The sequence below is a fragment of the Metabacillus sp. 113a genome, from assembly GCF_050107635.1.
Taxonomy (GTDB): Bacteria; Bacillota; Bacilli; order Bacillales; family Bacillaceae; genus Metabacillus_B.
This window is the reverse complement of the sequence record NZ_JBNILJ010000009.1, coordinates 1-20,894: the sequence shown is the minus strand read 5'-3', so window position 1 is coordinate 20,894 and position 20,894 is coordinate 1. Positions and strand designations below refer to the sequence as shown.

Here is a 20,894-nt window from a genome sequence, read left to right as displayed (position 1 = left end):
CAGGCGCGCAGCATCATACGGCCACGCCTCCGGATGCATGCTTGTTAGTTCAGCAGCCGGGGGCGGTGTACCTTTGCAAAGTTAGTTTTGTAATTTAATTAAGTAATGGTTTCTCAGCGGGATATTAAAGGAGGAGGGAAATGATGAAAAAAATAAACGTAAGGCTATGTCTGATCCTATTGTTTGGTTTGCTTGCAGGCTGTTCGGGAAGCAAGGCGGAAAATCCTAATAAGCTGACGGCGTGGGTATGGAACGTCAATGTACCGGTCCTTGAGGCTGCGGAAAAGCGCTACCAAAAAGACCATCCCGAATTTGAGCTCGATATTGTCGAAATGGGTACAGCAGATGTTTATCAAAAGCTGACGACTGGCCTGCTTGCAGGGGGGCAGGGACTCCCGGACATAGTCCTTGTTGAGGATGACCGGATTCAAGGATACATTCATTCCTTCCCGGATGCTTTTCTGAATCTGACTGAACAGGGATTTGATAAAGAAAAAGCGGCCCAGTTTCCAGAGTTTAAACGAGATCTGGTTTCAAAGGAAGGGGATTTGTATGCGTTCCCTTTTGATGCCGGACCTACAGGAATGTTCTATAGAACGGATATTTTCGAAAATGCCGGTATAGAAGCTGAAGACATTAAGACGTGGACGGACTATGCGGAAGCCGGAAAAACCATTAAAGAAAAAACCGGAAAAGATATGATTGGCCTTGATTTAAATGGAGATGACGGGCTGTATCGAATGATGCTGAATCAGCAAGGGACCTTTTATTTTGATAGTAATGAGGAGCCAAATCTAACTTCTCCTGAATCCTACCGGGCAATGGAAGTCCATAGACAGCTGAAAGAAGCAGATCTTATTAAAAATACGGTAGGATGGGATGCCTGGATTGGTTCCATGGTGCAGGGGGATGTAGCGACAGCCCCATCCGGAGCATGGCTTGCAGGTTCCATTGAACAGCAGGGAAAAGAATCTGCAGGGAAATGGGGAGTGATTCCGCTCCCGGCGTTTAAAGAAGGGGGCAACCGTGCTTCAAACCTTGGAGGCAGCAACTATACGATTATGAAATCCTCAAAAAATCCTGAAGCAGCTTATGATTTCCTGGAATATTTCTCTACAGATGAACAGACGCAGGTTGAGGCGATGAAGGGCGGTCTTTTCCCTTCTCTTACATCCACCTATGATGAACCTGTTTTTACTGAGGGGGTCAGCTTCTTCGGGGGACAGGCAATCTGGAAGACTCTGGCTGATCAGATGGACGATATTCCTTCCGTCAATTACACCGGATCCTTCCCATACGCGAAGGATGAAGCCGTTAAAGCCCAATCAGAAGCTATGAGCGGCAAACTTTCTATCCAGGAGGCCTTCAAGGCGGCGCAAAAACGCTTGAAAAACAGAATGCTTTAAAAAAATAGAAGAAGCTTATGAGCTCCTTCTCGAAAAGGCGGGATTGCTAATGATTCGTTCACGTATGTTTCCATATTGGTTTCTGGCACCGGCACTGATCTTGTTTATCATCTTCACCGTGTATCCGGTAATCGCCTCGTTCATATTGAGTTTTCAAAAATTTGAAGCGGGGGCTTATGTGTTTAATGGTTTAAACAACTACATCCGCCTGTTCAATGATGAAATCTTTTGGACAGCGCTTAAAAACACATTTATCATTTTTATTTTTCAGGTGCCGGTAATGCTTTTGCTCGCCCTGATCCTCGCAGGTGCCCTGAACAGCCAGCTGTTGAAGCTGAAGGGGTTTTTCAGGGTATCCTTCTTCCTTCCCGCAGTAACCTCTCTCGTTGCGTACTCGATCCTTTTTTCGATTATGCTTCAGGAAGAGGGGATAATTAACAATGCCCTAAGCTACCTTGGCATTGCGGCAGTCCCTTGGCTTACTGATGGTTTTTGGGCAAAGGCATCCATTATTCTGGCTATGACGTGGAGATGGACAGGCTACAATATGGTGATTTTCCTGGCAGCACTTCAAAACATCCCAGAAGAAATCTATGAGGCAGCATCTCTTGATGGGGCTGGTAAAATAAGACAATTCTTTTACATTACCATTCCACAGTTAAAGCCTGTCATTTTATTCGCCGGAACCTTAAGTACAATCGGTACGCTTCAATTGTTTGATGAGCCCTTCAACCTCACGAACGGGGGGCCGGCAGATGCGACAATGACGCTTGGGCTGTACATCTATGAAAATGGCTTTGAATATTTCCAGTTCGGCTATGCTTCAGCAATTGCCTATGTAGTCGTGGTCCTTGTGGCGGTCTTAACCTTCATCCAATTTAAAGTGGCAGGTGATCGATAATGAAAACATCCAGCTATACAGCTGCAGCTCATCAAAAAAACAGCCGGAATCTTCCGCAGAAGATTGGAATGTATGTGCTTCTGGGCGTGTTTCTGATTATATCCATTTTTCCTTTTTACTGGATGTTCATTGGTTCTACAAATGAATCAGGAAAAATGTTTACAAACCCGCCGACATTTCTCCCTGGGACAAAGTTTGCAGAGAATTTGCAAAACCTTAACTCCACCATTGATGTAACGAGAGTATTGTTTAACTCATTGTTTGTATCGCTGCTTTATGTCGTCTCGGCCCTGATCGTATGCTCATTAGCAGCCTATGCTCTTGCTAAGTTCGAATTTAAGGGGAGAAACCTGATTTTCACTGCATTTTTGCTTTCAATGATGATCCCTTATCAGGCTACTTTGATTCCGCTATTCCAGATGATGTCTTCTGCGGGCTTGCTTAACACCTATTTTGCGGTGATTGCTCCGCAGATCTGCTATCCGTTTGCGATTTTTCTGCTGAGGCAAAATTTCCTGGCCTTTCCGACTGAGCTTATTGAGGCAGCCCGCCTTGACGGAGCAGGTGAGCTCAAAATCTTCGCAAAGGTAGTTATGCCTGCAATGCGGCCTTCACTTGCTGCAGCATCTATTTTTCTATTTATGACACAATGGAACAATTTCCTGTGGCCGCTCGTTGTCCTGAACGAATCATCTATGCATACGTTCCCTGTTGCTCTTTCCAGTCTGCTTGGTCTCTCCTATATCGATTATGGACAAGTCATGACCGGAGTTTCCATCGCAACCATCCCGATTATTATTTTCTTCCTTGTTCTGCAGAAACAGTTTATTTCGGGAATGCTTGGAAGCGCGGTTAAATAAGGAGGGTACACATGCTTACAGAAAAAGACGGCCGGTTCTGGCTCGACGGCAAGCCATTTGTAATCCTATCCGGAAGCATTCATTATTTCAGGGTCGTTCCAGAGTATTGGGAGGACCGTCTTGAAAAACTGAAAATGCTTGGCTTGAATACGGTTGAGACGTACATTCCATGGAACGTTCACGAACCGGAAAAAGGGTACTTTCGATTTGAGGGGCTGGCCGATATAGAAGGATTTATAAAGGCTGCTCAAAAGCTGAAGCTGCATGTTATTTTAAGACCGGCACCTTATATATGTGCGGAGTGGGAGTTCGGAGGTCTCCCGGCATGGCTGCTGAAGGGAAAGGATATGGAGCTCCGGAGCTCAGATCCGGCTTTCCTGGAGCATCTGACAGACTATTTTCAAGTTCTGCTGCCGAAGCTTGTTCCGTACCTCAGTACTAATGGCGGGCCTGTCATTGCGGTGCAGATTGAAAATGAATATGGGGCTTACGGGAATGATCAAGTCTATTTAACCTATTTAGAGGATTTGTATAAAACGTCGGGCATCGATGTACTGCTTTTTACATCTGATGGTCCTGAATATATCAAGCACGGTTCCCTGCAAAATGCTGTAACTGCCTTGAATTTCGGATCAAGGGCAGAGGATGCGTTTCAAAAGCTGAAATCCTTCAAGCCCGGGTCTCCGCTCATGTGCGCAGAATTTTGGATAGGCTGGTTTGACCACTGGGGCGGTGAGCATCATAGACGGGATTCAGCCGATATGACAGCTGTATATGAAGAGATGCTTTCGAAAGGGGCGTCGGTTAATTTTTACATGTTCCATGGAGGAACGAACTTCGGGTTTATGAACGGGGCAAACCATTATGAGGCTTATACGCCGACCATCACAAGCTATGATTATGATGCGTTGCTGACAGAATGGGGGGACCCTTCTAAGAAGTATTTTGAGGTCAAGAAAATTCTTAAGAAAATAGTGGAAGTTCCTGAAGAAATTCCGGCACCTGCTGTTAAAAAGACGTATGGGCAGGTATTGCTTACCGAGCAAACGAGCCTGTTTCATACAATCGCCAGTAAAACCCCGGTTAGTACGACCGGCCCCCGTTCCATGGAAGTGTATGGACAAAACTATGGCCTGATCTTATATCGTACGAACGTCGAAAAGCAAGGTGATCTGGAGCTGGATATCTCCCCGATCAGGGACAGGGCGTTCATCTATATCAATGGACAGCATGTAAAAACCGTGTACCGCAATGATCAGGAAAAAATGATCAGGCTGCCATTTGATCTTCCTGTGAATACCCTTGAGATTCTGGTTGAAAATATGGGCCGGGTCAATTACGGCAAGCACTTAAAAGACCGTAAAGGGATAATTGAGAATCTTTGGATTGGCGGACAATACTGGTTTAACTGGGAAGTGGTACCGCTCAGTCTGGAGGGCGGTGACTTGGAATGGATAGCCGGATCGGATCATCGATTCCCAAAGTTTTTCAAGAGTACAGTAAACGTTCAGGAACGCGCTGACACATTTGTTGATATGACCGGATGGACGAAAGGATTTGTATGGGTGAATTCTTTCAATCTTGGCCGCTACTGGCAGCCGCAAGGTCCACAGCAGCGGCTATATATCCCTGCACCGCTTTTAAGAGAAGGAGAAAACGAGATCCTTGTGCTGGAGCTCGAGGGTACGGATACCAGCATGATCAGCTTACTGGACCAGCCGATGCTAGGCTAAGAGGAGGAACAGTCGATGAGTATTCATATTAATACAGAAGCGAAGCAATTTCACTTAACAAACGGGAAAATAAGCTACATCTTTCATGTATTGAAAAACGGGGAGCTCGGGCACTTGTATTATGGAAAAGCCATTAAGCACCAGGCTGATTTTTCGCATTTTCAGGACGGAGGAATACCCACTGCAGCGAGCTGCCATGCTGAAAAAGCTGATCCCGCTTTTTCCCTGGAAACGGTAAAACAGGAATACCCGGGCTATGGAACAACAGATTTCAGGGAACCGGCTCTTTCCATTAAAAGAGAAAGCGGCAGCTCCATCCACCGGTTTGATTTTGAAGGATACACTGTGACTGAAGGCAAAGAGCGGATACCAGGGCTGCCGGCTACCTATTCAAAGCCCGGGGAAGCGGAGAACCTTGAGGTTTCCCTCATTGACAGAACGGCTGGTTTAAAGCTGACCCTTCACTATACGCTGTTTCAGGACTTGCCTGTTATCGCCAGAAGAACGGTCCTTGAAAACATTGGGAATGAGAAAATCAGGCTTGAACGGGTAATGAGTCTTTCATTGGATTTGAGCGACAGTGAATATATGATGATGCAGCTTTCGGGGGCATGGTCGAGAGAGCGTCATATAAAGGAACGTAAGCTTGAGAGCGGAATCCAATCGGTTGGAAGTGCCAGAGGAGCGAGCTCCCATCATCACAATCCATTCCTGGCACTTCGCCGGCCTGAAACAACGGAAACGCTTGGGGAAGCCATCAGCTTTCATTTTATCTACAGCGGGAATTTTCTTGCCCAAATCGAAGTGGACCATTACGATACAGCACGGGTGATGATGGGGATTCACCCATTCCAATTTAATTGGCAGCTAAATCCGGGAGAAACCTTCCATTCACCTGAAGCGGTAATGACGTATTCGGATCAAGGCTTAAACGGGTTAACACAGAGTGTTCATGACCTATTCCGTCATCATCTTATATCCTCAAATTGGCAAAAAAAGGAGCGCCCGGTTCTGATCAATAACTGGGAGGCAACCTATTTTGATTTTAATGCAGAAAAAATTATCCAGATAGCCAAGCAGTCAAAAGAGCTGGGAATCGAGCTTTTTGTTCTGGATGATGGCTGGTTTGGCAAAAGAGATGATGATACGACATCGCTTGGCGACTGGTTTACCGATGAGAATAAGCTTCCGGACGGAATGGAAGCATTATCCGAAGCCGTTCGTGCAGAAGGGTTAAAGTTCGGCCTATGGTTCGAACCGGAGATGGTGAATGAGGAAAGTCTTTTGTTCGGAGAGCACCCTGACTGGGTTGTTCATGATCCGGACCGGCCTAAATCATATGGGCGGAACCAATGGGTTCTCGATTACACCCGGAGAGAAGTCGTTGATCATATGTATGAACGGATGTCTTCCTTTATCAAATCTGCCCAGCTCAGCTACATTAAGTGGGATATGAACCGGAACATTACAGAAGCTTTTTCCGCCTCTCTGGATTTTGAACATCAAGGAGAATTTTTCCACCGTTATATTCTTGGAGTTTATGATCTCTATGAGAGGCTTACTTCTGAATTTCCAGACGTGCTTTTTGAATCGTGTGCGGGAGGAGGAGGCCGCTTTGATGCGGGAATGCTGTATTATGCACCGCAGGCTTGGGCGAGCGATGATACCGATGCAGCTGAGCGAATGAAAATTCAATACGGATCCTCTTTTGTATATCCGGTTTACAGCATGGGATCCCACGTATCTGCTATTCCAAATCACCAGACCTTAAGAAACACGTCTCTTAAAACACGCGGGGATGTTGCATATTTCGGGACTTTCGGATATGAACTGGATCCAAATCAAATGACCTCTGAAGAAAAAGAAGAAGTAAAGATCCAAATCCTGAATTATAAGAAATACAGAACGCTGATCCGGGATGGAGATTTCTACAGACTGCGCAGCCCGTTCACCTCTAATGAACTGCTCTGGATGGTTGTTTCAAAGGACCGGTCAGAGGCGCTGGCAGGGTGGTATAAAATGCTTGCAGCTCCAAATCCGAAAAACGGGCAAATCATTAAACTTGCCGGACTGGATCCAAATGCTTGTTACACAATCAATGGACAAACCAAGACACATCACGGAGATGAACTGATGAGGAGAGGGGTGAATCTTTCTCCGGAATTCAATGGCGTTAACGGACCCTGGGCCAAAAGAGGAGGAGACTTTCAGTCAGAGATTTTCTACCTGAAAAGACTTCTATAAGCATAGAGAACGCATTTAAGCTTCTCGGACGGATCAGTGTGAAATAGGCAGCTGCAGAGAAAAATCTGTTTGAAACAAGCCGCCTTGTTCTAGCCCCCTCGTTCCCTGAATACGCTGATAAGGGAAAGCTTCAAACATCCAGAGAGGGGGAGCCTGCGTGGTTTACCGCATGCTTGCATTAAACATAGACGGAACACTGCTCCGTTCAAACGGCCGCCTTCATCAGGCAACAAAAGAAGCCATTGATTTCGTCCAGAATAAAGGCGTTTATGTGACCCTTGTCACCAATCGCCATTTCCAGTCTGCAAGAAAGCTTGCCAGAGCCTTAAAAATCGAATCCGCCCTTGTTACCCACAGCGGCGCTTTCATCGCAGAAAAAATAGATGAGCCGCTTTTTGAAAGGCGGCTTGGAGAAAAGCTGACCTTCAATCTTGTGCAGATTCTTGAAAATTATGAGTGTCATATCCGGATTATTCACGAACGGTACAGCATAGGGAACAGGGTAAAGGTAACACCGCATATGACCGGAAGTACGGTCATCCAGTCATCTGAACCATTATTTTATCCGAATCAATATGTAGAGTCGCTTGGAGATGCTTTAAGGGATGAACCGATCGATGCACCTAAAATGGAGGTCCTCTTTCAAAACAAGCGCGAGAAGGAGGCTGCCATACTCTTTTTGAATGAAACGTTCAGCGAGATAACCATTACGGACCGCAATCCACTGAGGTTTGACCTAACGGCAAAAGGCGTGTCCAAAGCATCCGGCTTAAGCTTGCTTTGCCGGAATCTCGAAATTTCCATGAGTGAAGTGGTAGCCATCGGAGATAGCGCAGATGACCGCGAACTGATCGCCAATGCCGGGCTGGGCGTGGCTATGGGCCAGGCGCCGTTTGAAGTGAAAAAGGCAGCTGACTGGATAACGCGGTCAAATGAAGAATCCGGAGTTGCTTATATGATTAAAGAGCATTTTAGAAAACAGTACCGCCTCGGTTTTGTTGAAAAAATCAAGCTGAACCGGTAACGAATGGCTGACCTGACAGGTCGGCTTTTTTTGTACAGGAAAAACATAAATTCCCCCATGGGCTGCTGGCTGAAATAGTATAGCTTAACATTACTCAACGCGGTGGGGCTGCTCGATTTAAAGAGGCCTGACGGAAGGCTCAAGAATTGTAAAAGTGTTGTTTTCTGTATTTAAATTCGCTCTTGCTCCAATGGGAATGGCGGCTTTGTAATACCCGTGAGCGGTCGTCACGTTGGTCATAAGAGGCTTTCCTAATGGAATAAAAAAGTCGCGGATTAAATCCTCGAACGTTTTGCCATAAGCCTCTTCGCATTTCGTACATTCTCCAAGCACAATCCCTGCACAGTCCTCAAATTTACCCGCGAGCTTTAAATGGTTAACATACCGGTAGACTTTGTTTACCGGTTCCTCGATTTCCTCGAGGATAAGAATTTTTCCTGTTGTATCCACTTCATAGATGGTTCCGATTGTATCGGTAAAAGAAGTCAGATTACCGCCTGCCGTTTCTCCTGATACATTGCCTGGGATTCTGCTTATTTGAGGAATCCCGGGCGGGTTGACGATTTGCCTTGGAGACTGAAGGGTCGCAACCGCTGCAAAAAACTGCTGAAAATTATAGGCTGGAGTTTCCGGTGCGAAATCCAGCAGCAGAAGGCTTTGGAAGGTAATTAAATCAGCATACTGCAGCAGCACATTTTGAAGAACGGTAATGTCACTGTAGCCGCTTAAAATCTTAGGGTTTTGGCGGATAACGGAATAGTCAAGGTAAGGGAGAATACCAGCCACACCCACTCCGCCTCTTGAAGGGAGAATCATTTTAACAGCAGAATTTGAGAACATCTTCATTAAATCGGCGGCACGCTGCTCATCTGTTCCTGCTAAATAACCTTCAGAAGCATACACATAATCTCCAAGCACCACCTTAAAACCCAGATTCTTCAAAATGGCAATCCCCTGGTTGATTGTTTCCGCACTGAGCGGTGTGCCGAGTGTCACGATGCCAATCGTATCCCCCCGCTGCAAGATCGGCGGCTTTATTGCCATTGCCATCCCTCCGGAATTCAAAATAGGCTATCAGATTATATGTGATTTTAATATTAAAAAGAAGGAAAGGTTGTAAAAACAGCCTGTTTTTCATTGACCAAGTGTTCAATCATAAGGTAGCATGAACGTGTCAGATAATTTAGGAGGGCTTATATGGATTTGCATGCCGAAGTGAAAGGCAGCGGCCGCCCCGTTGTATTGATTCATGGACCCGGACAGGATTTACGTGAGTGGGGTTTTATCATCCCCTTTCTGTTAGAGACGTGCCAAGTCATTGCATACGATGTACGCGGAGCAGGCAAGTCTCCTTCTCCGTTGGAGCCGATGGACCCTGTCAAAGATCTGAAGATGCTTCTGGACAATTATCATATTGAAAAAGCCACAATTGTCGGACACTCCAGGGGAGGACAAGTTGCAGCCGATTTTGCCCTGACCGACCCTTCCCGCATTGAGAAATTGATTTTAATCTCTCCCTCTTTAACCGGCTATGAGTATACCTATAAGTACAATACCTGGGTGCAGAAAGTAAATGATGCGAAAAACATTTCAGAAATGACCAAGTTTATAATAGACGGACCCCACCATAAGGTAATCAGCGCTTCTGAACAACTTGCCTTTTTTGAAGAAATGATGGAACATTATTTAAAAAAAGCAACGACTGAATGGAAAAGTTATGAAGTAATCTGGCCCGAGCCTCCTGCCATTCAGCGGCTGAAGGAAATGCAGGCGTCCACTTTATTTATCCAGGGCACAAAGGAATTTGAAGATATGTATCAAATAAGAGAATGGTATGAACAAGTGCCATCCATCGAATTTGTTATTATCCCGCGTGCTGATCAAATGTCAACCCTTACCCATCCTGAGGAAATAGCGGATTACATCTTAGCTTTTATGAAGGAGGAAGCCAGCCAATAATGCCTCGAACCCCTGAAGCTTTTAAGAAAATCAGAAAAGAAACGAGCGAAAAAATTTTAGCAGCTGCAATGAGTCTGTTTATGAAAAAGGGATATCACTCTACTTCGATAGAAGAGGTAACAAAGATGGCGCAGGTTTCCAAAGGCCTTCTTTATCATTATTTCAAAGGAAAAGAAGGTCTGCTGGCTGCCATGGTGCAGATGCGGATTGAAAATATGCGCGCGGTTACAGAAGGGGCAGAGGAAAAAGAGCTGCCTCTGGACCGGATTTGCTATATTGCCGAAGAAACACTTGAAAACGTATTCCGTCAGCCAGAGCTTTACCGCTTTTTTCTGAATATCCAAACGCAGCCCCAGCATGATATAATCCTTGCCAAATATGCAGCACGCCTTAGAGAGGAATTTGAAAAGCAGTTTGAATTCCAGTGTACGATATTCGAAAAGCTCGGCGTACCCGAACCAAGGAAACGGTCGCTTTTGTTCTCTTCAACCCTGCATGGCATCATGCTGATGAACAGCAGCTATCCAGACCATTTTCCAATCGAAGAAATGAAGGCACAGGTCATAGAGGAATTCTGTGACTAGCGGATTGTTTTCCAAACGGCCTTCATGTAAACTAAGAGCAGTTTTTTAACAGAACTAATAATGTAAAAAGGTGATCATGTTGCGCATTCAAATAAATGGAATAACAGATGAACGCTTCCAGCGGCCCCTTACGCTGATCTCAAATTTATTCTTTGAAGAAACCGAATTACTCTTTGATAAAGAAGAGGCTGAAATATCGGCTTCATTTACTATAAAAGAGGACGGAAACAGGATTTGTATTTCAGGTGTATTAGCATCCGGATCCAACAGTCATGAAGCGGTCCGGGAAAAAGACCTCACAGGCTATGCAACTGAAAAAGACCGATTTAGACAGGTGAAAAATACACTCTCCCACGTTTATCTGATGCTTTTGCAGGAACAAACGGGGATGATTCAGCAGTGGGGAATTCTGACGGGTATGAGACCGGTTAAGCTTCTTCATAAAATGCTGAAGGATGGGATTGGACAGGAAGCAGCCCATCAAAAGCTGCGTGACGAATATTTGATTACAGAGCAAAAGATCCAATTGATGCAAACGATTGTAGACAGACAGCTGAAAGTAATTCCGGACCTCCATGACCTAAGCAGAGAAATCAGCATCTACATTGGCATTCCTTTTTGTCCGACCAAATGTGCTTACTGCACGTTTCCGGCTTTTGCCATGAATGGAAAGCAGGGGAGAGTGGATTCCTTTCTTGGCGGTCTGCATTATGAAATGGAGGAAATCGGTAAATATCTAAAGGAAAGCGGCATTAAAATCACAACTGTATACTATGGCGGAGGAACTCCGACAAGCATCACAGCAGAAGAAATGGACAGCCTGTATGAAAGGATGACGGACGCATTTCCCGGCATACAGAACATCCGTGAAATCACAGTAGAAGCAGGCCGTCCAGACACCATTACACCAGATAAGCTCGACGTTCTGAAAAAATACAGCATCGACCGGATCAGCATCAATCCACAGTCCTATACACAAGAGACCTTAAAGGCAATTGGGCGCCATCATACGGTGGAGGAAACGATTGATAAATTCCATCTGGCAAGAAAACATGGAATGAACAATATTAACATGGATCTTATTATCGGGCTCCCGAATGAAGGGGTGGAAGAAATGAGCCATTCCTTATCGGAAACGGAAAAGCTCATGCCTGAATCCCTTACCGTCCATACCCTCTCATTCAAGCGTGCTTCTGAAATGACACAAAATAAAAAACGCTATAAAGTCGCAAGCCGTGAAGAAACAAGTGATATGATGACTCTGGCTGTTGAGTGGACGAAGAAAAACGGGTACGAACCATACTACCTGTACCGGCAAAAAAACATTCTCGGCAATCTGGAAAACGTTGGCTATGCACTTGAGGGCCAGGATTCGCTGTACAACATCATGATTATGGAAGAACAGCAAACCATTTTAGGTCTGGGGTGCGGCGCTGCCAGCAAATTCCGCCATCCTGAAACCGGGAAGATCTCACATTTCAGCAACCCGAAGGATCCCAAATCGTATAACGAGGGATTTAAACACTATACAGAAGAGAAAATCAGAATCATGAAAGAATTATTTGCTGTGAAGGTATAAAGGCAGGGGCTGTCTAAATAGTCCTATTCCAAAAAAATATAGGAGTGGATTACCCCCGATGTGACCGGGGGTTTCTTTGTGGAAAAAAAGCCGGATGGGCGGGCCGGCGAGCCTCTTCCCATGCGGGGTCTCACCTGTCCCGCTGACGTCAGGCACCTTCCGCCGCAAGCCGCTCAGGCAGCGAGAAGCGGAAATCAGGGGCAATAAACCAAACGTAAAAGGGAAGAGCCTTTTTTCTCGATAGGCAGACTTTAGAAGACTTTGAATATCAATCTGTAACTTTACAACCTGCCTAACGTCTTTTAAACTAATACTTCCTTTCGGTTTTTACTAAAAGGGACAGGGGGCATAGATTATGTTTGAAATTAAACAGATTCATTCTGCAGACGCAGCAGCGCTTCGGCAGCGGGTTATTTTGCCTGTGACACCACTGGAGGAGTGTAAATACGATGGTGATGAGAATCATGAGACCATTCATATAGGGGCATATGCACAGGATCAGCTCGTAGGAGCGGCTTCCTTCTACCAGGAACAGCATACTAAAATTAAAGGGGATGGAATGTACCGTCTGAGGGGTCTCGCAATTGATCCTGACCACAGAAACGAATTGAGGGGACAGACGCTTATTCTTTTCGGGGAAAACCTGCTGGCACAATTAGGAATCAGCGGGCTGTGGTGCACAACAAAAGCTTCAAACAAGCCCTATTATGAGCACCTCGGCTTTAAAGAAGCAGGCTATACTTACAATGATCGGAATAAAGGGCTCCAAGTTTTGATGATGAAGCATTTGATTTGAGACAGGGCTGTCTTAAAGGAAACATCAATCCAGCAAGGAAGACGCATTCCAGTGTCTCCCTTGCTAAGTTAATGCTTGAAGCCAAAAGGCGGTACTCCAGCGGGAAGGGTGCCCCGTCTGGACTGCTCCTTCACGAGCTTTACGATCCCATTGGCTTCCCTCTTATTTTGCCCTCCAAAAAAGGAGGAATATTGTATGGTGATAGAAAAGTATAAAGAGAGCTGTTTTGATTGCGCACAAAAATGAAAGCGATTTCAAATTATCGGAGGGGATAGGATGTATTCATCAATCGGGAAGCTTTTTGACCTGGCGGTTGAAAAAGGAAGGGATAAAGAGGCGCTGGCAGATGTTTCACGCGGCATCAGGCGAACGTTTACCGAGTGGCAAAAAGAGGTTAACCAATGTGCAAACGCAATGGCTAATGCCGGAGTGAAAAAAGGGGATCGGGTATCGACTTGCCTTTTTAATTGTGCTGAACTGGCAACGGTATTTTTCGCCTGTGCCAAACTCGGGGCGGTTTTGAACCCGATTAATTTCAGGCTGAAGCAGCAGGAAATTGCCTATATTCTGACAGACTGCACTCCTAAACTCGTTTTGTTCGAAAGCGCTCTCGCTCCAGAGATTGATAGTCTTCAGGAACAGTTCCCCTTTACGCTATTCTGGTCCATCGATTCCAGACCGCCGGAATATGCTGCCTATTTTTATGATGAGCTTAAAAAAGCTCCTTTTTCAGAAATCAAGACAGAAGTGTCCGAGAATGATTTATACGCCATTATGTATACAAGCGGTACAACCGGCAGGCCGAAGGGAGTCCTGCATCGGCACCGGGATATGATTGATCAGGCTATGGTATGTGCGATGGCATTGAGGCTGTCACCGAACGACTGCGGACTTACGGCGGCTCCCATGTTCCATTGTGCTGAGCTCCATTGCTGTTTTCTCCCGAGAGTCCTGATCGGTGCAAAAAACGTGATCATTCATCATTTTGACCCAGTAAAAGTTTTGGAAGTCATCAAAAAGGAACAGATTACCATCATGTTCGGAGCGCCAACCATGTGGAATATGCTTCTTCAGGAAGAGCTGAATTCAGCGGACTTCACCAGCATGAGGGTCGGTCTGTATGGGGCGGCTCCCATGGCGCCTGTTCTTGTAAAAGCGCTGAAGGAGACAGCCGGAATCGATCTCGTTCAAGCGTATGGAATGACAGAAATGGGACCTGCCGTGACTTTCCTTGCAGAGGATGAACAGCTGGCCAAGGCAGGTTCAGCAGGAAGAGTTTGTTTTGGACATGAACTGATTATCGTAACCCCAAAGGAAGATGGCCCATCTGAACCGGAAGACCGTCTTGAGCCCTATCAGGTTGGAGAAATCTTAGTAAAAGGTCCCTCTGTGATGGCCGGTTACCATCAACGGCCGGAAGCGAGTGAAAAGGCGCTTTATAAAGGCTGGTATCATTCAGGCGACCTCGGCTATCTGGATAGAGATGGATATTTATACGTTGCAGACCGGGTCGACGATATGATCATCAGCGGCGGTGAAAATGTATACCCCCGTGAGGTAGAGGATGCGCTCCATGAACACGAAGGGGTGCTTGATGCAGCCGTTCTGGGCGAACCGCATGAAAAATGGGGAGAAACAGTTGTTGCGTATATCGTTAGGAAGAACGCGGCTTTGACGGAGGAAGACCTGGAGAATTTCTGCAAAAACAGTGACAGGATTGCCGCGTATAAACGTCCCCGCAAGTATATTTTCACTCATGAGCTTCCGAGGAATGCGAGCGGGAAAATTCAGAAATTCCTGCTGAGGGAGCAGCTGGCCGGTCAGACGAAAGCTTAGCAGAGAGGATGGAATAGGAATGACAGCACCTGCATTTATAAAAGAGGAGCATGCGATATTCAGAAAATCGCTGAAGAAATTTCTGCAAAAGGAAGCCGCTCCCTATTATGACCAGTGGGAGAAAGAAAGGATGATTCCAAGGTCCTTCTGGATAAAGGCCGGAAGAGAGGGGTTTTTGTGCCCCTGGGTGGATGAAGAATTCGGAGGATTGAATGCAGATTTCGGATACACGGCCATTGCAAATGAAGAGATGGAGAAGATTGGTTCAAGCCTCATAGGATTCGGTCTGCATAGCGATATTACGGTTCCCTATATTAATGAGTATGGAACCCGTGGGCAAAAGCAGCGCTGGCTTCCGGGCTGTGTGAGCGGAGATATTATTGCGGCGATTGCGATGACCGAGCCCGGAGCGGGGTCTGACCTTGCCGGGATCCAAACCTCTGCCGTGCGGGAGGGAAGCTGCTACAGGCTAAACGGGCAGAAAACATTTATTACAAACGGCATCCATGCGGACATCGTCTTAGTGGTTTGCAAAACAAATCCGAACGCTGTCCCGGCGCATAAAGGAATCAGCCTGCTCGTTGTAGAGAAAGATACGGTTGGTTTTCATAAAGGCAAAAAGCTGGACAAGGTTGGTCTGCACGCACAGGATACGGCAGAATTATTTTTTGAGGACGCGATGGTGCCCGCAGAAAACCTTCTGGGAGAAGAAGGAAAGGGCTTTTACTATTTGATGAAAATGCTGCAGCAGGAGCGTCTTCTGGCAGGGATTTGCGCACAGGCATCTGCTGAGAGAATTTTAGAGCTTACGACCTCCTATGTAAAGGAAAGGGAGGCGTTTGGAAATCCGATCAGCAAGCTTCAGACCATCCAGTTCCGTCTTGCTGAAATGGCCACTGAGGTGCAAATCGGGCGTTCCTTTTTAAGCGAAGCCATTCAGGACCATATGGAGGGGAAGGATGCCGTTCAAAAGGTTTCTATGGCTAAATGGTGGCTTACAGATATGGCTAAACGGGTCGCAGGAGAAGGGATGCAGCTACATGGAGGATATGGCTACATGGAAGAGTATGAAGTGGCCAGACGATACCGGGATATCCCGGTGATGGCGATCTACGCCGGAACAAACGAAATTATGAAGTCCATTATCGCTAAACGGATGGGATTGTAAAACTTAGGGGGAAGACAGATGGGATTAAAGAATACAGCTGTCATCGGAGCCGGGCTGATGGGAAGTGGAATTGCTCAGTCTCTGGCTATGGGGGGCAAGCAGGCTGCTCTCTATGACTCTTCAAAAGAAGCGTTAAAGAAGGCGGAGGCATCGATTGAAAAGAGCTTAAAACGGTTGGTCAAAGCAGGAACAATGGAGGAGCACGAAGTGATTGCAGCAATGGAGAACATCCGGCCTGTTCATGATGTCTGCTCTGCTGTTAAGGATGCGGAACTGGTTATTGAAGCCGTTCCGGAATCCATGACGTTGAAGGAGCTGGTCTTTGAAGAGCTTGACCGACTCGCTCCTCCAGAGGCGATATTAGCAACAAATACGTCAGAATTAAGTGTAACAGCCATTGCGTCCGCCACAAGCCGCCCGGAGAAAGTACTGGGAATGCACTGGTTTAATCCTGCCCCGGTCATGAGGCTGATTGAGATTGTGCAGGGTGAAGAAACAAACGCTGAAACCATTGAAGCTGTACAGAACGTTTCCCGGGAAATTGGCAAGGAGACGGTTCTGGTTAAGGACAGGCAGGGATTTGTCACGACAAGAGCGCTTACTGCACATATGCTGGAGTGCATAAGAATGCATGAAGAACATGTGGCCGGTCCGGAGGATATCGATAAAGCAATCCGGCTTGGGCTGAACTATCCGATGGGACCGCTTGAACTGGCAGATTTAGTAGGACTTGATACGATGCTGTTTGTCAGTGAGGGACTGGCTGCAGCTTACGGCGAACGGTTTTTGCCCCCTCAGATATTAAGGAAGCTGGTCGAAGCGGGTCATTTTGGGCGGAAATCCGGAAAAGGCTTCTACAATTATAAGGAGCAAAGGGAGACGAGTAAGCGATGAACAGAGAAGCAGTCATTATAGAGGCGGTACGAACCCCTGCAGGAAGAAGGAATGGGGTTTACCGGAACACGCACCCTGTGCACCTCGCATCGGGAATGTTAAAGGAGTTAACAGCCCGTTCCAATTTAAACCCCGCTTTTATTGAGGATATAGTTATGGGATGTGTAAGCCCGATTGGGGAGCAGGGGCTGAATATCGGACGTCTTGCTTCGCTTGATGCAGGGTTTCCGGTAGCGGTTCCCTCTGTCCAGCTCAACAGGATGTGCGGCTCAGGGCTTCAGGCGATCCAATTTGCCTGCCAGGAGATTACATCCGGGGACATGGACATAACAGTAGCGGCAGGGGTAGAGAGCATGTCCAAGGTTCCCATCTTAAGCGACGGGAATGAACAAACCATCCCGAGGTCTTTAAAGGAAAAATACGAGTTCGTTCATCAAGGAGTGTCTGCGGAGCTGATTGCTGAAAAATACGGTCTTACGAGAGAGGAGCTGGACCGTTACTCTTTGCGAAGCCACCAAAAAGCGCTTGATGCACAAAAATCCGGTCGGTTTGATCAGGAAATAGCTCCTGTTCCGGGAATCGATAAGGAAGGAAAAAACATCACGGTCACACAGGATGAAGGGCCCCGTGCAGATACTTCGCTTGAGGCATTATCCGCCCTGAAGCCCGTCTTTAAAGACAATGGGCGTATTACAGCTGGAAATGCGAGCCAAATGAGTGATGGTGCAGCAGCGATCCTTCTAATGGAAAAATCAAAGGCGCTGGATCTCGGGTTCAAGCCCCGTGCCAGAATCCTCGCAAATGCGGTGGTCGGATCAGATCCGATTCTCATGCTCGATGGCGTGATCCCAGCTACTAAAAAGGTACTCCAAAAAGCGGGAATGACACTTGATGATATCGACTTAGTTGAAATTAATGAAGCATTTGCACCGGTCGTTTTAGCTTGGATGAAGGAATTGGAGGCACATAAAGAGAAAGTAAATGTTAATGGCGGGGCTATTGCACTCGGTCATCCGCTGGGGGCAACTGGTGTCAAGCTGATGGCGACCCTGCTGCACGAACTGGAGCGGAGAAACGGCCGCCTTGGCTTGGTGACGATTTGCATCGGCCACGGAATGGCTGTCGCCACGATCATTGAAAGAATGTAAAAGGGGATGAAGCAATGAACACGGTTAAGATTGCCTATGAGGGACGTACTGCCAGAATTGAATTAAACAGACCTGATGTATTAAACGCAATGGACGGAGAGATGCTGTCCGAATTGCTGGCAGCTTTCAAAGAAGTAAGAGACAGTGATGCTGATATTTTGGTTATATCCGGAGCAGGAAGAGGGTTCTCGTCAGGAGGCGACATTAAATCCATGCTGTCTGACATGGATCAATCCGCTTTTTCATCGGTTATGCATACCATCTCGCAGATGATACTCGAGCTCTATACGATGCCTAAGCTTACCATCAGTGCAGTCCACGGTGCAGCAGCAGGCTTAGGGTTCAGTCTTGCCCTAGCTTCCGACCATATTATTGCACATGAAACGGCCATTTTATCTATGAATTTCATAGGCATTGGGCTAATTCCGGATGGAGGCGGCCATTTCTTTATGGAAAAAAGACTGGGAGAAACCAAAGCGAAGCATATGATTTGGGAGGGCAGGAGACTGTCGTCCGAGGAAGCTCTGCAGGCCGGCCTGATTGATCAGATGGCCGCGGGAGATATGAGGAGTGCAGTTGAAGAAAAGGTTTCTGAATGGCTCGAGAAGCCGGTAGCTGCCATGATTGAAACAAAGAGAATCTTTACCTCCAGAAGCGCAGGAAATCTGGAGGCTATCCTTAGCCTTGAAACCTCCTCCCAATATAAAATGAGGCAAACGGGCGATCATAAGGAAGGCATTTCTTCCTTTCTCGAAAAGCGCCAGCCTCAGTTTACAGGGAACTGAAGAAGCTCCTGACAGACACTGCAGCCATTACTTCGAACTCTGTGTCCTGACTCGCTATGCTCTGCCGCTCAACGGGCGGCAGGTTTGCGTCTTCATTTAGAAAGGGAAAGCTTTGCTTCGTTAAGACAAAACTGAACATTCTTGAAGTGCTCATAGCGTTGCTTTGAGCACTTTTTTTTAAGCGGAGACAAAGCAAGCTTCCTTCCACTTCCAATTCCCCTGTATTTACCGCTTAAAGGTATCAGAGCAGGGCAGTCATTCTATGCTGTGCTGGAGGACCGCTTGAAGGCCGCTTATCTTTTTGTTCTGAATGCGCTTTCTGTCAGGCTCCTCAAGTGCAGTTCAGGCTAAAATGATGCATATTGGGGGATTCTTTGAAGAATACGTGGTAAGATTCTTTTGGATGTAAACTAATTCTATATGAAAGGTTGGTTTTAATGAAGCTTTCAACCCGTATTCTTATCGGCCTGGCAGCGGGAATCGCGTTCGGCTTGATTCTGAATGTCTTCTTCCCGGAATTTGTAAAGCCGGCTGATCAATATGTATTTAATCCAATCGGCAATGCTTTCATTCGACTCATTCAATTTATAGTAGTGCCGGTCGTGTTTACCTCTCTCATTATCGGGCTGACGAGTGTGAAAGGGACAGGTAAAATCAGAAGATATACAGCGAAACTCATCCCTCTCTATATCGTAACCAGCATTATTGCCCTGGGGGCTGGCATGCTTATTGCGTTTTTGCTTAAGCCGGGAGCCGGGGTAACAGGCTTGCCGGGCGGTGGACCTGAAAACGGGGAAAGCCAGTCGATACTGGAATGGCTGGTAAGCATTATCCCGATGAATCCGTTTGAGGCTCTTGCAGAGGCAAACCTGCTGCAGGTCATTATTTCATCGATTCTTATAGGTACAGCCATAAACTTGATCAGCGAGGAAAAAGGCCGTCCCTTTCTTTCCTTTACTGAAAGTTTATATGAGATCACAGGCAAAATCCTTGAGATTATTTTAAAGGCTGCACCGGTTGGTGTCTTTGCCCTCCTTGCCTCCGTAGCTGCTACTCAAGGTCTGGATATTGTAGCAAAATTAGGCCTTTATGTAATCGGGTTAATCATGGCGGTATTTTTTATGATTGGGTTGTATGCCCTTTTGCTTTTTGCGGCAGGGGCCAAACCGGCCTTGTTTTTTAAAAGTCTTTCGCCCGCTTTTGTTCTGGCTTTTGGAACAGCAAGCTCAAACGCATCCCTCCCGGTGGCAATGGAAAATATCCAGGACCGCTATGGGATGAGCAAAACCCTTGCAAGCTTCGCCCTTCCGTTTGGAACGGCAGTTAAAAGGGATGGAGCGGCAGTATTTCAAGGCTTTAATGCCTTGTTTGTTGCGCAGCTGTTTGATGTGCCTGTAACTCCCTCTCTCATCATGGCGGTATTTGTCAGTGCGCTTCTCGTATCGTTCAGTACAGCAGGAGTTCCCGGTGCAGGAATCATCATGATGACTACTGTACTGGCCGCAGCAGATCTACCTTTAGCTGCCATCGGTCTAGTTGCTGGTGTAGACCGGCTTACAGATGGATTTAGAACCGCTTTGAATGTAATCGGAAATACAGCTAACGCAGCAGTCTTGAACCAATGGGAAAAAAAAGTCCGGAACTTTTAGAGTAAGTAGTTCAAATAACAGTTCAAATGTTATATAAAATAACAAATAAATTATCAGTAAATTTAACACCAAAAACCGCTTGGGCATCCAAGCGGTTTTTCTATCCTATAATTGGAATTTTTCCTTGATCATCTTTGCCGCTTCTTCCGCACTCAAGTTTGTGTTGTTTATTTTCGTTTGCCAGGAGAGAACAAGATACCTTTTGAGACTCCCACGGCTAAAGCCGCAAGCCCTACCTTACGGTGTGACGGGTGGGATTCTTGAATGACTAAACGTTCGCAGTCCATTTCTGTTTTGAACAGCCTTCAAGACAGGGGCATCTCATTGC

At 46.4% G+C, this 20,894-nt stretch carries 17 protein-coding genes; 16 read left to right on the top strand and 1 reads right to left on the bottom strand.

What is annotated here, in order from left to right:
- Positions 1–140 precede the first annotated feature (140 nt).
- From ACQCVE_RS13310 to ACQCVE_RS13285, 6 genes are all read left to right on the top strand, one after another.
- A complete protein-coding gene (locus ACQCVE_RS13310) occupies positions 141–1,406 on the top strand; it encodes an ABC transporter substrate-binding protein (RefSeq protein ID WP_426846061.1) in 1,266 nt (421 codons plus the stop codon).
- A 49-nt stretch (positions 1,407–1,455) separates the two neighbouring features.
- Positions 1,456–2,307, top strand: coding sequence for a carbohydrate ABC transporter permease (locus tag ACQCVE_RS13305; protein ID WP_426863103.1), 852 nt, complete (start codon positions 1,456–1,458; stop codon positions 2,305–2,307).
- Positions 2,307–3,167 (top strand): carbohydrate ABC transporter permease, encoded by an 861-nt coding sequence (locus ACQCVE_RS13300; protein ID WP_426863102.1) that lies wholly within the window; start codon positions 2,307–2,309, stop codon positions 3,165–3,167. Before ACQCVE_RS13305 ends, ACQCVE_RS13300 begins: the two co-directional genes overlap by 1 nt.
- An 11-nt stretch (positions 3,168–3,178) precedes the next feature.
- A complete protein-coding gene (locus ACQCVE_RS13295) occupies positions 3,179–4,900 on the top strand; it encodes a glycoside hydrolase family 35 protein (protein ID WP_426846055.1) in 1,722 nt (573 codons plus the stop codon).
- Between the two features lie 15 nt (positions 4,901–4,915).
- Positions 4,916–7,144: an alpha-galactosidase gene (locus ACQCVE_RS13290; RefSeq protein ID WP_426863101.1), complete on the top strand. Its 2,229-nt coding sequence runs from the start codon at positions 4,916–4,918 to the stop codon at positions 7,142–7,144.
- Positions 7,145–7,301: 157 nt separating this feature from the next.
- Entirely contained in the window at positions 7,302–8,168 is an 867-nt protein-coding gene (locus tag ACQCVE_RS13285) for a Cof-type HAD-IIB family hydrolase (protein WP_426846051.1), read from the top strand.
- 117 nt (positions 8,169–8,285) lie between these two features.
- On the opposite strand, the gene ACQCVE_RS13280 is transcribed toward ACQCVE_RS13285, so the two are convergent.
- Positions 8,286–9,212, bottom strand: coding sequence for a S66 peptidase family protein (locus ACQCVE_RS13280; protein ID WP_426863100.1), 927 nt, complete (start codon positions 9,210–9,212; stop codon positions 8,286–8,288).
- A gap of 153 nt (positions 9,213–9,365) precedes the next feature.
- On the opposite strand from ACQCVE_RS13280, the gene ACQCVE_RS13275 reads away from it, so the two are divergent.
- The 10 genes from ACQCVE_RS13275 (at position 9,366) to ACQCVE_RS13230 (ending at position 20,566) form a co-directional block, all read left to right on the top strand.
- Positions 9,366–10,127, top strand: coding sequence for an alpha/beta fold hydrolase (locus ACQCVE_RS13275; RefSeq protein ID WP_426846047.1), 762 nt, complete (start codon positions 9,366–9,368; stop codon positions 10,125–10,127).
- Positions 10,127–10,711 (top strand): TetR/AcrR family transcriptional regulator, encoded by a 585-nt coding sequence (locus tag ACQCVE_RS13270; protein ID WP_426863099.1) that lies wholly within the window; start codon positions 10,127–10,129, stop codon positions 10,709–10,711. The genes ACQCVE_RS13275 and ACQCVE_RS13270 overlap by 1 nt, the downstream gene beginning before the upstream one ends.
- A gap of 79 nt (positions 10,712–10,790) precedes the next feature.
- A complete protein-coding gene (locus ACQCVE_RS13265; RefSeq protein WP_426846237.1) occupies positions 10,791–12,290 on the top strand; it encodes a coproporphyrinogen III oxidase in 1,500 nt (499 codons plus the stop codon).
- A gap of 355 nt (positions 12,291–12,645) precedes the next feature.
- Positions 12,646–13,086, top strand: coding sequence for a GNAT family N-acetyltransferase (locus tag ACQCVE_RS13260; protein ID WP_426846043.1), 441 nt, complete (start codon positions 12,646–12,648; stop codon positions 13,084–13,086).
- Between the two features lie 276 nt (positions 13,087–13,362).
- The gene (locus ACQCVE_RS13255) at positions 13,363–14,922 is read left to right on the top strand and encodes a fatty acid--CoA ligase (RefSeq protein ID WP_426846041.1); all 1,560 of its coding nucleotides are present in this window, start codon (positions 13,363–13,365) and stop codon (positions 14,920–14,922) included.
- A 19-nt stretch (positions 14,923–14,941) separates the two neighbouring features.
- Complete coding sequence (locus tag ACQCVE_RS13250) at positions 14,942–16,090, top strand: acyl-CoA dehydrogenase family protein (RefSeq protein WP_426863098.1); 1,149 nt, start codon at positions 14,942–14,944, stop codon at positions 16,088–16,090.
- 18 nt (positions 16,091–16,108) lie between these two features.
- Entirely contained in the window at positions 16,109–16,984 is an 876-nt protein-coding gene (locus ACQCVE_RS13245) for a 3-hydroxyacyl-CoA dehydrogenase family protein (RefSeq protein WP_426863097.1), read from the top strand.
- Complete coding sequence (locus tag ACQCVE_RS13240) at positions 16,981–18,132, top strand: thiolase family protein (RefSeq protein WP_426846037.1); 1,152 nt, start codon at positions 16,981–16,983, stop codon at positions 18,130–18,132. The genes ACQCVE_RS13245 and ACQCVE_RS13240 overlap by 4 nt, the downstream gene beginning before the upstream one ends.
- 14 nt (positions 18,133–18,146) lie before the next feature.
- On the top strand, positions 18,147–18,917 hold the full coding sequence (locus ACQCVE_RS13235) for an enoyl-CoA hydratase (protein ID WP_426846035.1): 771 nt from the start codon (positions 18,147–18,149) through the stop codon (positions 18,915–18,917).
- Positions 18,918–19,354: 437 nt separating this feature from the next.
- Complete coding sequence (locus ACQCVE_RS13230; RefSeq protein ID WP_426846033.1) at positions 19,355–20,566, top strand: dicarboxylate/amino acid:cation symporter; 1,212 nt, start codon at positions 19,355–19,357, stop codon at positions 20,564–20,566.
- The last annotated feature ends 328 nt before the right edge of the window (positions 20,567–20,894 follow it).

Coding starts and splice junctions, on each gene's coding strand:
- ACQCVE_RS13275 (WP_426846047.1), top strand. CDS start 9,366: ATGGATTTGCATGCCGAAGTGAAAGGCAGCGGCCGCCCCGTTGTATTG.
- ACQCVE_RS13230 (WP_426846033.1), top strand. CDS start 19,355: ATGAAGCTTTCAACCCGTATTCTTATCGGCCTGGCAGCGGGAATCGCG.
- ACQCVE_RS13235 (WP_426846035.1), top strand. CDS start 18,147: ATGAACACGGTTAAGATTGCCTATGAGGGACGTACTGCCAGAATTGAA.
- ACQCVE_RS13250 (WP_426863098.1), top strand. CDS start 14,942: ATGACAGCACCTGCATTTATAAAAGAGGAGCATGCGATATTCAGAAAA.
- ACQCVE_RS13280 (WP_426863100.1), bottom strand. CDS start 9,212: ATGGCAATAAAGCCGCCGATCTTGCAGCGGGGGGATACGATTGGCATC.
- ACQCVE_RS13295 (WP_426846055.1), top strand. CDS start 3,179: ATGCTTACAGAAAAAGACGGCCGGTTCTGGCTCGACGGCAAGCCATTT.
- ACQCVE_RS13245 (WP_426863097.1), top strand. CDS start 16,109: ATGGGATTAAAGAATACAGCTGTCATCGGAGCCGGGCTGATGGGAAGT.
- ACQCVE_RS13255 (WP_426846041.1), top strand. CDS start 13,363: ATGTATTCATCAATCGGGAAGCTTTTTGACCTGGCGGTTGAAAAAGGA.
- ACQCVE_RS13270 (WP_426863099.1), top strand. CDS start 10,127: ATGCCTCGAACCCCTGAAGCTTTTAAGAAAATCAGAAAAGAAACGAGC.
- ACQCVE_RS13260 (WP_426846043.1), top strand. CDS start 12,646: ATGTTTGAAATTAAACAGATTCATTCTGCAGACGCAGCAGCGCTTCGG.
- ACQCVE_RS13290 (WP_426863101.1), top strand. CDS start 4,916: ATGAGTATTCATATTAATACAGAAGCGAAGCAATTTCACTTAACAAAC.
- ACQCVE_RS13300 (WP_426863102.1), top strand. CDS start 2,307: ATGAAAACATCCAGCTATACAGCTGCAGCTCATCAAAAAAACAGCCGG.
- ACQCVE_RS13310 (WP_426846061.1), top strand. CDS start 141: ATGATGAAAAAAATAAACGTAAGGCTATGTCTGATCCTATTGTTTGGT.
- ACQCVE_RS13240 (WP_426846037.1), top strand. CDS start 16,981: ATGAACAGAGAAGCAGTCATTATAGAGGCGGTACGAACCCCTGCAGGA.
- ACQCVE_RS13305 (WP_426863103.1), top strand. CDS start 1,456: ATGATTCGTTCACGTATGTTTCCATATTGGTTTCTGGCACCGGCACTG.